Source organism: Kordia sp. (assembly GCF_965283645.1).
In the GTDB taxonomy this organism is placed as follows: Bacteria; Bacteroidota; Bacteroidia; order Flavobacteriales; family Flavobacteriaceae; genus Kordia.
Map to the genome: position 1 here is coordinate 1,883,326 of NZ_CBDIPG010000001.1, position 13,101 is coordinate 1,896,426.

The window sequence follows — 13,101 nt, forward strand, 5'->3', positions numbered from 1 at the left end:
GTTGCATCTTAAAAAATAAAGATATTATATGTTTTAAAAAATCAAAACGTAAAAGCTAAAAAACTTTAAGTAGCTTTGTATTTTTAGTAAGAAAATTATATTTTTATATATAATTAAATTCTTAATACAATTTAGTTTTGCTTATAAATGAAATAATAGGGATTCCTCTAATTCATAAGTTATGCATTATAAAATATAAGAAAATGAAAAATGAAAAATCAATTTTGTTTGTAGGAGTTCTAATAATTATTTTTTTATGGTTGTTTAGTGGGGTTGCTATTTCATGGATTGTACCAAAATTACAAGATAGAGGCGTAATAGGTGACATGTTTGGTGCAATTAATGCACTTTTTTCTGGCTTAGCTCTAGCGTTCGTGATTTATACGGTTTACCTTCAATCTAAACAACTAGACCTGCAAAATAAAGAAATAAAAAATGCATTGGAAGAGACTAGAAAAACTAATCTTGTCAATATGTATTCTTCCTTAATTATGTTTTATTCTAACGAGGAGGAAAAATATCGCGGTCATGATGGAAGAAGCATGGAAAATGCTAAACAGCAAAAGCAAACATATATTAAATTACTTAAAAATCTTGAAAAAGAAGATAATAATGAGAACACATGACTACAGTACGAAATGCTTTGAAGCATTATTAACTTATGCCATTGATGAAGTATCTGAAGAGAATAATTTTAGTATACTTACAGACATAGGTTTTGATGAAAAAATATTTTACAAAGAGAATGTTTATCATCAACGACCAAGTAAAGAAGCACAGATAATAAAAGCATTAAGAAAGAGCCAAAAACCAATTAGAATTATTGGACATCCAGGTACAGGGAAGACAACTCTTTTAAACAAGGTATTTTGTAAATTAAAAGAAGATGAGAACGATAACGCGTATATACTATACATCGACTTTAAGAATATTGGAGAAATAAATCGAGATGAACATGCTTCATATCAAAAAATGGATGATTTTATAAAGGCTAAATTGATTGGTAAAGTAGAATCATTCTTACATGATAAGGAAATTACGAATTCTGAAATAGCAGAATATATACTTAATGACAAGGAATATTTAAAATCTGACTCATTGAACAATCCTTCTTTCATGAATATCGTAAGTCAATTCCGAACAAGATGGGACTTGGAAACTAGAAAAGAAAAAGAATTTCTAGAATGGTTTAATGAAAAAAGAACATCTGATAATAATTCATTTAATAATTTACTTTTCGATTTAAGTAAAACTATCGAAATTCATAATGTGCTATATTATCTGAGTAAAAATGGAAAGGATGGAAAAGACAGACTATGTATAGTTTGTTTTGATAATGTAGATAGTATTATTGATAATGAAGTGCGAAATACTTTTATTGAGTTTTTTAGAAATTTCAGTTCGAATGATAAACTATCCTCAAAATATTTATATAGTATAAGATCTGAGAATTACAAGATAAAACAATTGAGTGATGCGAAAACCTATCTTATTGAGCCTATTTCAGTAGATTATGATGATTTTGTTGATGAAAAAGAATATGAAAAACAAATAGATATTAGGGTTAAAGAATTTGGACATTGTACACCTCAAATGATGCTCGAAATTAGAGCAAAACTCGTTAGAAACGGAAGAGCAAAATTTGCTAAATCAATTCTTAATTTAAGATTAGAATATTTAAATAGAATTGCCAAGAAGGATACCAAGGAATTAATAGAAAAAGAGAACGCAGTATCAACATTTAATATACCTAATTTTGATCAAATAATCAGAATATGTCACCTTCTTCATGATGACGAATACTTACGGCTAGCCTTTATTGATTTATGCAATAATGATAGAAGAGAAATGTTGGTTAATATGAATAATTTTATTAAGCATTTATTCGAAGATATTAAACTGGATTTAAAACATTTAGAGGCATTTAAAGACGAAACGGAATTTATTTTAGAATCATATTTTTATGGATGGATTGCTTCCGAAGGACAATTTTATGACCATGATGTATATAACATCCCAAAAACGATTATAGATTGGTATGAAAATAGAAGTGATACTCACATTCAATGTGTTAAGGATCATCAAATATTTTCGACATTATACAACCTATGTAACTATTCTTTACATAAATATTCATATGAGAACCATGCTAAAGTTGGAGATTTATTAACCAGACTAGAGGAAATTGGATATGATAAGAACTTAATTAGGCAAAGAATCTTCGATTTGTATCGAGAGCCTGGAGTTGAAGACACACGTGGTTTGATTGAAATTTCTAGGTGGTTCCAAATTACTAAGCCGTCTGATATAGCTGATTCTGATGATATTTCATTAACACCGCGTTCGTTCTATCTTACATCTTTTGCTAATTTAAAATTTATAAATGTAATTGCAAGATTGCGATCTTGCAAAGTCCGCGTCAATGGTAAGTTATTCTCCTACAATGACAAAATTCCAATCAGTCCTATTACTATGAAAGCTAATTTACATTTTCTAGCGAGATTGTGTACAATGACTTTAAATGGCATAATTGATGTTAAAGGTTTTTTAAGTGACAAAAAATCAAATTGGTTTGAATACTATAGAAAAGTTTACTGTGTCAAAACTAATAACAGTAAATATTGGGGTGACAATAATGGTGACCTGTTAGTTATAAATATGTTTATTAGTCACTTGAAGTTTCTGAGGAGACAACGTAAAATTGATAACGAGATAAAAGTACATGATATTACTGAAGATATAATTAGTCAGTATGAAAATATCCAAAAATCTTTTCTATCAAAATTGAAAAAATGTATTGAAGACAGTGAAGAAATAAAAGATCATGATTTTGCACAAGAAATTGATTATTCTGTATTTAATATTGAGAATAGAGAAAATACAGGACATAACAATATGTAAAATGTAATTTCCTTATAATCGTTTTTCACTTACACCTAACGTTAATAATGAGTAGATAAAATCACTTTAAATTCAAAAAATCAGTATTTATGAAATTGTATTTATTCATGATTTCATAAAATTGCGATCTGTCACGAGGCGGAAAATACTTCTGGACGAAAAGAATTGAAATCTAAAATTAGGTACGGAAACACTTTCCTATATCGAATTATCAATAAATTACGTATAAAAACTATACGTTAGTGAAACATGATAACCAAATTGGTATTGAAATTTCATTGGAAAAAGTTGTTTTGGAATTATCTAATATTGAGCCTTATTGGTAAGTGCTAGTTAACAAATAATATATAACCAAATTACAGCTAATTCGACTGTATTAAAATCCACTAGGAACTGCTAAAACTTATGCTCAGTCGAAAAATTATTTTCTGTAATTCTTCTTCCTAAACATGGTTCTAATATTACTAATAACTTAGAGATATTTTATAGATTTTGAAAGCGTTTTAAAGCAAATCAGACACCAAATGTTAGAAATTATGATAAAAAAGCTTAAAGTTGCTTAAATTCAGCATAAAAAGTAAAAGCTTTCGCTTTATAACTATTTACAAGCATCACTCAAGTTCTTTGATGCTCGAATAAGTTCTGCATAAGCATTTACAAAGTATTTTGAAACTTTAAGGATTCCATAAATTGCCGCGCCACAAATAATGACTTTAGTCACAGGATGCTTTAATACTTTTTTCGTATCAATGAGTGGCTTTGTAGATTTAGGAATCGAATCCAAATCTAATTTGTCTAAAATTGACTTTCTTTTTGTTTGTTCTTTACGCACCATTTTTTCGTGTATTTTTGTTTTAATTACATGAGAAAAAAGGTACTTTACCAGCGGTAGATAAACAGCTAAAAATCAATCGAAAATATTGTCATTTTAAGGTATCAAAAGAGTACCGTTTCAGAGTACCGAAAAGCATAGAAATCGACCCTTTTTCGGACTCCTAGTTTTGTAAGTTGCTGAAAATCAGATGTGAGAAAATTAACCAACTGCTTGTTGTGTGTTGTGTGTTGTGTGTTGTGTGTTGTGTGTTGTGTGTTGTGTGTTGTGTGTTAAAAGAAATATTTTTTCAATTTAAAATTTAGCATTTAGCATTCATAATTTATAATCACGAATATTTTATACAAACATTTTTAGGCTCCGTGAAAAAGCGTAGTGCTTCCATGCCGCCTTCACGGCCAACGCCAGAGTTTTTCATTCCACCGAAAGGTGTACGTAAATCACGCATGAGCCATGTATTGACCCATACGATTCCTGCTTCTAGTTGTTTAGACATTTGCATGGTACGATTCAGATTGTTTGTCCACAAAGTTGCCGATAATCCATACCGAACACCATTTGCCATTGCTAAGACTTCTTCTTCTGTATCAAATGGCATCATCGTAACTACAGGTCCAAATATTTCTTCTTGATTCACACGGCATTGATCGGTTTGAACTTCAATGACAGTTGGCTCTAAGTAGTATCCGTTTTCAAAACCTTCCACAGTGACTTTATTTCCGCCACATAAAACAGTTCCGCTTTCTTCTTTCGCAATGTCTATGTACGATTTTACTTTTTCTAAATGTGGTTTCGAAACTAATGCGCCAACTTTTGTAGTTTCATCAAATGGATTTCCTACTTTGAGTTGTTTCACACGCGCTACAAAGTCCGTTTTGAACTTTTCATATATACTTCTTTCAACAAATATTCGTGAACCACATAAACAGATTTGTCCTTGATTTGCAAAAGATGATCGTACAGTAACTTTCAACATTTCATCATAATCACAATCTGCAAAGATGATGTTTGGGTTTTTTCCACCTAATTCTAACGACAGCTTTTTAAACATCGGTGCCGCCGTTCTCGCAATATGTGCTCCTGTAGCCGTTCCGCCAGTAAACGAAATCGCTTTGATATTTGGATGCTCCGTGATGGCTTGTCCTGTAGTATGACCCAATCCATGCACAATGTTTAATACACCTTTTGGCAACCCAGCTTTCGTGCAAATTTCGCCTAATAGATACGCCGTCATCGGTGTTACTTCACTAGGTTTTGCCACGACGGTATTTCCTGTCGCCAATGCTGGTGCAATTTTCCATGTAAAAAGATATAATGGTAAGTTCCACGGTGAGATACAACCTACAACTCCAATTGATTGTCGCAGTGTAAAGTTTATAGCATTGAGTCCAATACTTTCATGTGCTTCACTTGAAAATTGTGTGATGGCTTGTGAAAAGAATTTAAAATTGCTTGTCGCTCTCGGAATATCGATTCGTGTGGCAAGACTTAACGGTTTTCCATTGTCTAACGATTCGGCATGTGCCAAATCCTCTAAGTTTTCTTCAATTAAAGAAGCAATATTATTTAGAATACGACTTCGCTCGTCTAATGTTGTGTTTGACCAACTTGGATATGCCGATTTTGCCGCTTGATATGCCGCTTCTACATCTTCCGCAGACGAGTTCGGAATGTGTCCATACACTTCTCCATTGGACGGATTGTAATTGTCAATCCATTCGTTGCTTTTGGGTTCAACATAACTTCCGTTGATATAGTTTAGAATCTTTTTCACAGGTTTTATTTTATTGTTTTTTGTACGCTACCACCTTTATTTCAACAACCAAATCAGGATGCGGCAATTGATGCACGGCAACTGTCGTTCGTGTTGGCCCTGTAGCTTTGTCAAAGAATTCGCCATACGCTTCATTGTATCCTGCAAAATCATTCATGTTTACTAGAAATGAAGTTACATCTACCACATCAGCCAAACTTGCACCGACATTTTGTAAATTTCTGTCTATGTTTTTCAAGACTTCGCGTGTTTGTGTGCCAATGTTTAGGTGTTTCGTGCCCATTTCGTCAATGATATCGACTCCAGCAATCGTATTATCTGGTCGTCGTGAACTTGTTCCTGATACAAATATAAAGTCGCCCACACGCTTTGTATGTGGATATGCGCCTCTTGGTGTTACTTTTTTTTCTTGCATTTTTTGGGTGTTTGGTGTTAAAATATTCTTTTCAATTTAAAATTCAACATTTGACATTTAACATTTTAACTTCGTTATTCGTTATTCGTTATTCGTTATTCGTTATTCAAAAATACTTTTACATTTAAAATTTAGCATTCAACATTTATAATTTAAAAATCATTCCTCCATTGCTTCCGCGAGATGTAACAATTTATAAATCGTTTTCCAGTTTCTTGTCGTTGCTTGTGTGTTAAGTTTGCGTTCGAAGAGATTGTTTGTCAATTTACTTCTTCCGAAACCGTTGGGACAATAGAGATATACTTCCGAATTGATGATTTGAAAACGATCTTCTTTGCTATCAATTTCAATCGTTGTTTCTTCTGGTGTTGTTGCTAAAAACGTAATCGCTTGTTTGGAAATGTCTGCTTCCGTAAAAGGATTGTTCGCCATTGCCGTTTTCCATTGTGCAATTGTTTTTACCAATACAGGCACCTCATAATCGTACTGATTTTTGATGGCTTCCGCAATTTGACTTCCTAATTTTTCTTGATTTTTTTCTTCTGACTCAAATACTGCGTTTCCACTTTGAATATAGGTTTGCACTTCCGTTAAACCTAGCTCTGACAATAAGGTACGAAGTTCCGCCATAGGTAGTTTTCTACTTCCTGAAACGTTGATTCCGCGTAAGATGGCAATGTAAATCATGTTGGTTGGTTGTGTGCGTTTCAAAGATACATTTTTTTGGTTGGATTGTTTCGACTTTCAGATCATTGGAATATTAGACCGTGATTGCTTAGACGTTTTAAAATCCTATTCCTTCGAGAAGGTTTTGTAAATGATTTCATTGAATTTGTTGGTGATTACGGAAAACCACATTGTGTATGTGTAATCTTTGGTTTACTTTTAATAAAATGACAAGAGATTATTATAAAAAATGCTTCCGTTATTTCTTAAAATTTGATATTAACAAGACATTTGTTACCAATAACAAAATCATTACTAAAGTAGGAAAAAATATCCGAGAATTATTAGATTTGGATAGATTTGAATTAAACTTCTGAGTGAGTATTGTTTACAACAATATATATATAAAACTTAAAACACACCACAAAAAAATAATTCTTATCTTTTCATCAACATTAAAACCACCACTTAAAAACGTTGCCATGAAAACCTTTACTACTATTCTATGTTCGCTATTTATATTATGTAATCTGAATGCGCAAAAAAAGACGAAAGATGTAAAAGTTGATAGTCATAAACTCCGTTGGCAATTAGATTATAATAAAGCAAGAAAGATTAGTCTGGAACAGAAAAAACCTATTTTGTTATTCTTTACAGGTTCCGATTGGTGTGGCGCGTGTATTCAGTTAGAAAAGGAATATTTTTCTAAAAGCTCCTTTATCAAACTAGCGCAAGAGTTTGTGCTTGTGGAGCTTGATTTTCCTTCTAAAGAAGAATTTGTCCGCAAAGCATATATTGAAGATTATATGATGCTCCGCAAAAAATACAATGCAAAAGCCTTTCCAACCGTACTACTTTTAGATACAAAAAGCAATGTTATTGGGCGCGTTTCAGGATTTAGAGGAAAAGACACAAAACGAATTTACACAAACTTACTCAAAGCCGCTTTGGAAGCTATTTTGTAATTTTTTGATATAAAGCCTAAGACACACTAAAACAACGTGTTTATTTCAACAATCCATTTACATTCGCTTTATACAATTTTCCAATAGGAATCGTATGATCAGCAATATGAATACGATTGCCTTCAATACTATGAATGCGTTTTGTTGCAACCGCAAACGATTTGTGCACTTGTAAAAAGTCATTAGTTGGTAATAAGGCAATGACATCCGAAAGCTTTTCGCGAATGGTAATCGTTTCTGAATCTGTACTAATTTTGGTATAATTTCCAGAAGCTTCCACATATAAAATAGTATTCGTGAAAACTTGCACATATTTGTTTTGTGATTTTAGAAATATACTTTGATGTGTTTCATCTTGTTTTTCCACTACTGTAGCTGTTACTTGCGCCGAAACATTCACCGTTTTGTTGATCGCTTTTAAGAAACGTTCAAAGGAAAATGGCTTGAGTAAATAATCTGAAATGTTCAGTTCGTATCCTTCCAAGGCATATTCTTGATATGCCGTTGTGACAATTACTTTTGGTGAATTCGCTAAAGTTTTTAAGAAATCGAAGCCTTTAAGTTTGGGCATATTCAAATCGAGAAAAATCAAATCAACAGAATGTTCATGTAAATATTCCATTGCTTCCAACGCGTTGTAACACTGTTTTTTCAATTTCATATTTGGCAACAAATCACAATATCCTTTTATAATGTCGTGCGCAATGTGTTCGTCATCTATAATTAGATATGTAATCATGAAAGTTTAATAGTTAGTTCCGATGTGTATATATTTTCTTTGCTCGTAAAAGATAGCGAATGTTTTTTTGGATAGACCAATTCCAATCGTCTTTGCAAATTTTTCAATCCAATTCCAGTTTCGTCTGCAACATCTTCTTCATCAAAATTGTTCTCAACAGCAAACTGAATTTCATTCGCATTTGCAACTAAATGAATCTTTACAAAAGCGTTTTCATGTAAATTTTCTACACCATGTTTAAAAGCATTTTCTAATAAAATGATAAACAACAACGGCATTATTTCACGGTTTTCATCTTGAATATCTGTGTTAAATTTGACATCAATTTCTTTGTGATAGCGCATTTTATGCAATTCGATATAATTCTTCAAATATCCAATTTCTTCCTTAATAGTCACACAACTTTTCTGTCCATCATAAATACTATACCGCATCATATCGGACAATTTCAAAATCAACGCTTGTGCTTTTTGAGAATCTTTCCCAACCAAACCGTATAAATTATTCAACATATTAAAGAAAAAGTGCGGATTTACCTGACTTTGCAAATGTGACAATTCCATTTGTTGCTGTTCCTTTCTTAATGTCAATATAGATCGAATTCGCTTATATAACCAATACAAACTAGATAATACTATGCATCCAAATACCATCATGTATCCATCAAGAATCCTTAAACTAATCGCAGGATTATAATCTCCTAAGAAGGTTACCGAATTTTTCCCTGAAGTTATAACTTCAAACACAGTAATGACTATCGGATACAGCAATATCGCGCTTCCGATACCAAATAGTATTTTTTTATAGTGTTTTATGATTGACATAACACAAATGTAACCGAAAACCATTCCACCACAAAAGAAGTTGACAAACGGCTAAATTTTGAGGTTCTTTTGATCAAAATATGTGATGAAATCATTTCAACCTCAGAAAAAATTTGTGCGTCACGCGTTACATGTTGTTGAACACAAATTCTTTTTTGACAAATATCCTACACATAGGTTTGCGGTAATCATAAATATTCATCATCATGAAAAAACGAATCTTACGATATGTCAAACATATCACAGTTACCATTTTATTTTTAGCGCTTAGCGCGATTTTTCTCGGATTGTATCATGGCGCTTCACTTCACTATGGCGATCATCCTTCGCGCATGAATTTGGACAAAGATGGTCCGTATGTTTTTTATGAAAATGATTCTACACTTAGCGTGAATTATCTCAGAGGAAACAAAAACGACGGTTTTTATACACAAACAAAAAACTATGCAAGCAACGGTTCAATTTTGGGTAGTTGTTATTTTCCGTTAGAAGATTCTTCGTTTGATTTTACGATTAATACACAGCTTGAAACTCCAAAAACAATCTACACTGACGGCAATCCGATTGTAGCAATTTCAGACATTGAAAGTGGTTTTAAAACCTTTCGCGATTTCCTGATTCAACACAAAGTGATTGACAAAAATTTAGATTGGATTTTTGGCAAAGGTCATTTGGTATTAGTAGGCGATTTTGTCGATCGTGGGTTTTCAACCACACAAGTTTTATGGTTTGCATACAAACTAGAACAAGAAGCCAAAAAACATGGTGGATTGGTACATTTTATCATCGGGAATCATGAATTAAAAAATATGCAAGCAAAATTTGGTGCGGCTTCTCAGAAATACCTAGCAGTTTCGGCAATTTTAGACAAACAACAACACGATTTGTACAGTCAGGAATCATTTTTAGGCAAATGGTTGTCAAGCAAAAACGCGATTGAAAAAATTAACGGGCATATTTTTGTCCATGGCGGTATTCATCCTGAAGTTGCTGCATTAGGGTTGTCATTGGAAGAAATCAATGATATTTCGCGAAAGCATTATTACAAAGCATATTTTCCGAAACCACAAAAAACTTCTGCCGAATTAATTAGTTCTACACGCAAAGGAATTTCTTGGTATCGTGGGTATTTTAGAGAAAATTTATCACAAGTACAGATTGATGCACAATTGGAAACTTTCAATGCAAAATCGGTTGTAGTTGGACACACATTACAATCAAAAGTAAAAACATTTTTCAACGGAAAAGTTATTGGAATCGATGTTCATCATCCAAAAGATTATAACAAAACTTGGCCAAATACACAATCGGAAGGTTTATTAATTGAGAATGATATCATGTATCGTTTGTTGCATGATGGAACTAAAAAAATGCTGTGATTATGATTGTTTTTGTGTATTATCTTGTGAATGTAATTATGAAATTAGTCTGAAACTAAAATAAAGCTGTCTCAATTTATTTAAAATAACTCTCGAATTGCTTAACTTTAGGACAACCTAAAAATTCTACAATTATGAGCGAGTTAAAAAAAGAAGATATTAAACAGGAAGTATTTGATTTGTATGACGATTATGCACACAACAAAATTGGGCGTCGTCAGTTTGTAGAACGCCTTTCGTTGTATGCCGCAGGAAGCATTACGGTTGGCGCATTGATGAGTTTTATGTCGCCGAATTACAAGACAACTTCGGAAGTTGCAAAAGATGATCCAAATTTACAATCGGATTATATTATGTATGATTCTCCAAAAGGTGGCGGAAAAATTAAAGGATTGCTTTCGTTACCAAAAGATATAAAAACCAAAGTTCCAGGTGTTATTGTTGTTCATGAGAATAGAGGTTTAAATCCATATATTGAAGATGTTGGCAGACGTACGGCGTTGGATGGTTTTATCAGTTTGGCACCAGATGCATTGACACCTTTAGGCGGTTATCCTGGCAATGATGATGACGGACGCACTATGCAAAAGAAACGTGATCGAAACGAAATGTTGGAAGATTTTATTGCCGCATTTGAATACTTAAAAAAACATCCAAATTGCAACGGAAAAGTGGGCGTAGTCGGTTTTTGTTTTGGCGGTTGGATTTCGAATATGATGGCTGTAAAATTAGACGATTTAAAAGCGGCTGTTCCTTTTTATGGAAGACAACCAAATGATGAAGATGCGGCAAAAGTAAAAGCTCCATTATTGCTTCAATATGCTGCCTTGGACAAACGTGTAAATGCAGGTTGGGAAGCGTATGAAAAAGTACTAAAAGCCAATAAAATAGATTATGCCGCACATTTTTATCCAAATGTAAATCATGGCTTTCATAACAATACAACTCCGCGTTATGACAAAAAAGCGGCAACCTTAGCTTGGACACGGACAATTGACTTTTTTAAGGAGAAGTTGGTGTAGATTTCGTCTATGATTGTGAAATGGATACCGAAATGAATTTATCTTTAGTTACGGCTTCCACGCTTTTAAACATTCATGAAGCATTTAAAGAATCTAGGCATGAAAAGTTTCCGCATGTATTATTCCGCGATATTGTATTAAACGAAGAACGCATTGTAAAAGCACTCAGTAAATAATTTATAAACAGTATAAAATTAATTGATATTTTCCTGTTTACGAACTCAAATGTAACATTCACTCATTCATCATTTTATCTTTTCAAAAAACCCTATACTTTTTAAATAAAATAAATATTTAATCGTTATATGTGTAAACCGAATAGAGATGAAAAAACAATTACTAATTTTAATCATTTTGGCATCTAGTGTAGAAACATTTGGTCAAAGTGGAGAATTTACCACGCATGAAAATGGCTTGATTTATAACAAATTAACCATGAATAAACTTTCGCACATTGTAGATTCTTTAAATCTTCAATACAAATACTGTGATCTTACGAAAGTGTATTTAGCAAAAAGTCAGACCATTGGCCATTATATCGATCTTTCCAAAGGAGACCTAAAAAGTGCTATAAAGGACATTGAAAATAAAATTGATTTTGAGGCATTTATCAAAAAATATCCAGAAGCTACCGTTGAAAAAGAAGTGCTTTTTGTACGGTATGAATATGAAAATTATAAGGATGAAACTGTCATAGAATTTAGTGAGGTTGATATGGCTCACGGTTCTGGAATTGAAATTCAGAAAACTAAGAACTTAGAGCAATACAGAAACTTAAAAGCTGGAAGTTGGGTGCTTCAAAAGTATGATAAAAAGTACTATTCAAAAGAATCAATAACTGCATTTTACTTTCCAACTACATTTACATCAGAACCACTAGTTGAAAAATATGCTACAATGGTTGGTTATGCAAATTGCTTGATTGATACAACAGCGACCAAATTTAAGGAAGATGCCGAACTTGGTTTCTATGCGGGTTTGCCAAAAAATTGGCAGCAACTTCCCAAAAAAGAAAAGTCAGCTTTATTAGAAAAAATGCGAAACACCAAAGTAATGGGAAGTTGTAGTATGGATTCAAGTCCAAGAGATCATGCCGCAAATATTGCTGTGTTAGCCGCTGAAACCATTAATTGGGAAATTTTCCTTCGATCGCATTTAGACATTATGAACGATCGTTTTGATAGAGTTTCAGATGGAAGCTATGCGCAAGCAAGACGAAAAACCTATATCCGCGAATTGGAAGAATTAAATATTAATGTATCTGATTTAATTTTTGGTATTAGTTTGCGCATTGAAAATCCTGTCGAAAATCATTACTTTGGAAGTATCAGTAGAACTGGAAGAGCATTATCTGAATCGAAAAATAGAGAACAGATTGAAAAAGCAATGTCGGAAATGATCAAAGACACACAATTGGATGATTACAATAGAGTGTTGATTTATTTCTTATATAGAAATTATATTCATCATCTTGAAGATGAAGGATTGAAAAAGCGAAATACCGAAAAGTTGAAAAATGCTGTGGCAATGCTTCCAGAATATTTAAATACAAAGGCTATTTTTGAGGAAAATTAAAATAGAATC

13 protein-coding genes are annotated in these 13,101 nt (G+C 32.5%); 7 read left to right on the plus strand and 6 right to left on the minus strand.

The window, feature by feature from the left end:
- Window positions 1–203 precede the first annotated feature (203 nt).
- Together ACQ654_RS08140 and ACQ654_RS08145 are read left to right on the plus strand one after the other, a co-directional pair.
- Entirely contained in the window at window positions 204–626 is a 423-nt protein-coding gene (locus ACQ654_RS08140) for a hypothetical protein (RefSeq protein ID WP_430409821.1), read from the plus strand.
- Window positions 529–2,901: a hypothetical protein gene (locus tag ACQ654_RS08145; RefSeq protein ID WP_430409822.1), complete on the plus strand. Its 2,373-nt coding sequence runs from the start codon at window positions 529–531 to the stop codon at window positions 2,899–2,901. Before ACQ654_RS08140 ends, ACQ654_RS08145 begins: the two co-directional genes overlap by 98 nt.
- 598 nt (window positions 2,902–3,499) lie before the next feature.
- Here ACQ654_RS08145 and ACQ654_RS08150 read toward each other — a convergent pair.
- The 4 genes from ACQ654_RS08150 to ACQ654_RS08165 all read right to left on the minus strand — a co-directional run bounded on the left by ACQ654_RS08150 (window position 3,500) and on the right by ACQ654_RS08165 (window position 6,633).
- A complete protein-coding gene (locus ACQ654_RS08150; protein WP_430409823.1) occupies window positions 3,500–3,736 on the minus strand; it encodes a hypothetical protein in 237 nt (78 codons plus the stop codon).
- A 325-nt stretch (window positions 3,737–4,061) separates the two neighbouring features.
- The gene (locus ACQ654_RS08155) at window positions 4,062–5,507 is read right to left on the minus strand and encodes an aldehyde dehydrogenase (RefSeq protein ID WP_430409824.1); all 1,446 of its coding nucleotides are present in this window, start codon (window positions 5,505–5,507) and stop codon (window positions 4,062–4,064) included.
- A 10-nt stretch (window positions 5,508–5,517) separates the two neighbouring features.
- The gene (locus ACQ654_RS08160; protein ID WP_430409825.1) at window positions 5,518–5,922 is read right to left on the minus strand and encodes a RidA family protein; all 405 of its coding nucleotides are present in this window, start codon (window positions 5,920–5,922) and stop codon (window positions 5,518–5,520) included.
- Window positions 5,923–6,081: 159 nt separating this feature from the next.
- Entirely contained in the window at window positions 6,082–6,633 is a 552-nt protein-coding gene (locus tag ACQ654_RS08165) for a DUF1697 domain-containing protein (RefSeq protein WP_430409826.1), read from the minus strand.
- A 437-nt stretch (window positions 6,634–7,070) separates the two neighbouring features.
- Here ACQ654_RS08165 and ACQ654_RS08170 point away from each other — a divergent pair, with 437 nt between their 5' ends.
- Entirely contained in the window at window positions 7,071–7,553 is a 483-nt protein-coding gene (locus ACQ654_RS08170; protein WP_430409827.1) for a thioredoxin family protein, read from the plus strand.
- Window positions 7,554–7,593: 40 nt separating this feature from the next.
- On the opposite strand, the gene ACQ654_RS08175 is transcribed toward ACQ654_RS08170, so the two are convergent.
- Both ACQ654_RS08175 and ACQ654_RS08180 read right to left on the minus strand, forming a co-directional pair.
- Window positions 7,594–8,292, minus strand: coding sequence for a LytR/AlgR family response regulator transcription factor (locus tag ACQ654_RS08175; protein ID WP_430409828.1), 699 nt, complete (start codon window positions 8,290–8,292; stop codon window positions 7,594–7,596).
- Complete coding sequence (locus tag ACQ654_RS08180) at window positions 8,289–9,116, minus strand: sensor histidine kinase (RefSeq protein ID WP_430409829.1); 828 nt, start codon at window positions 9,114–9,116, stop codon at window positions 8,289–8,291. Before ACQ654_RS08180 ends, ACQ654_RS08175 begins: the two co-directional genes overlap by 4 nt.
- A 206-nt stretch (window positions 9,117–9,322) precedes the next feature.
- Here ACQ654_RS08180 and ACQ654_RS08185 point away from each other — a divergent pair, with 206 nt between their 5' ends.
- The 4 genes from ACQ654_RS08185 (at window position 9,323) to ACQ654_RS08200 (ending at window position 13,092) form a co-directional block, all read left to right on the plus strand.
- Entirely contained in the window at window positions 9,323–10,495 is a 1,173-nt protein-coding gene (locus tag ACQ654_RS08185) for a metallophosphoesterase (protein WP_430409830.1), read from the plus strand.
- Window positions 10,496–10,629: 134 nt separating this feature from the next.
- Window positions 10,630–11,517 carry a dienelactone hydrolase family protein gene (locus tag ACQ654_RS08190; protein WP_430409831.1) on the plus strand — a complete coding sequence of 296 codons (888 nt, stop codon included), beginning with the start codon at window positions 10,630–10,632 and terminating at the stop codon, window positions 11,515–11,517.
- 32 nt (window positions 11,518–11,549) lie between these two features.
- Window positions 11,550–11,693 (plus strand): hypothetical protein, encoded by a 144-nt coding sequence (locus ACQ654_RS08195; protein WP_430409832.1) that lies wholly within the window; start codon window positions 11,550–11,552, stop codon window positions 11,691–11,693.
- 148 nt (window positions 11,694–11,841) lie between these two features.
- The gene (locus ACQ654_RS08200) at window positions 11,842–13,092 is read left to right on the plus strand and encodes a hypothetical protein (protein WP_430409833.1); all 1,251 of its coding nucleotides are present in this window, start codon (window positions 11,842–11,844) and stop codon (window positions 13,090–13,092) included.
- Window positions 13,093–13,101 lie beyond the last annotated feature (9 nt).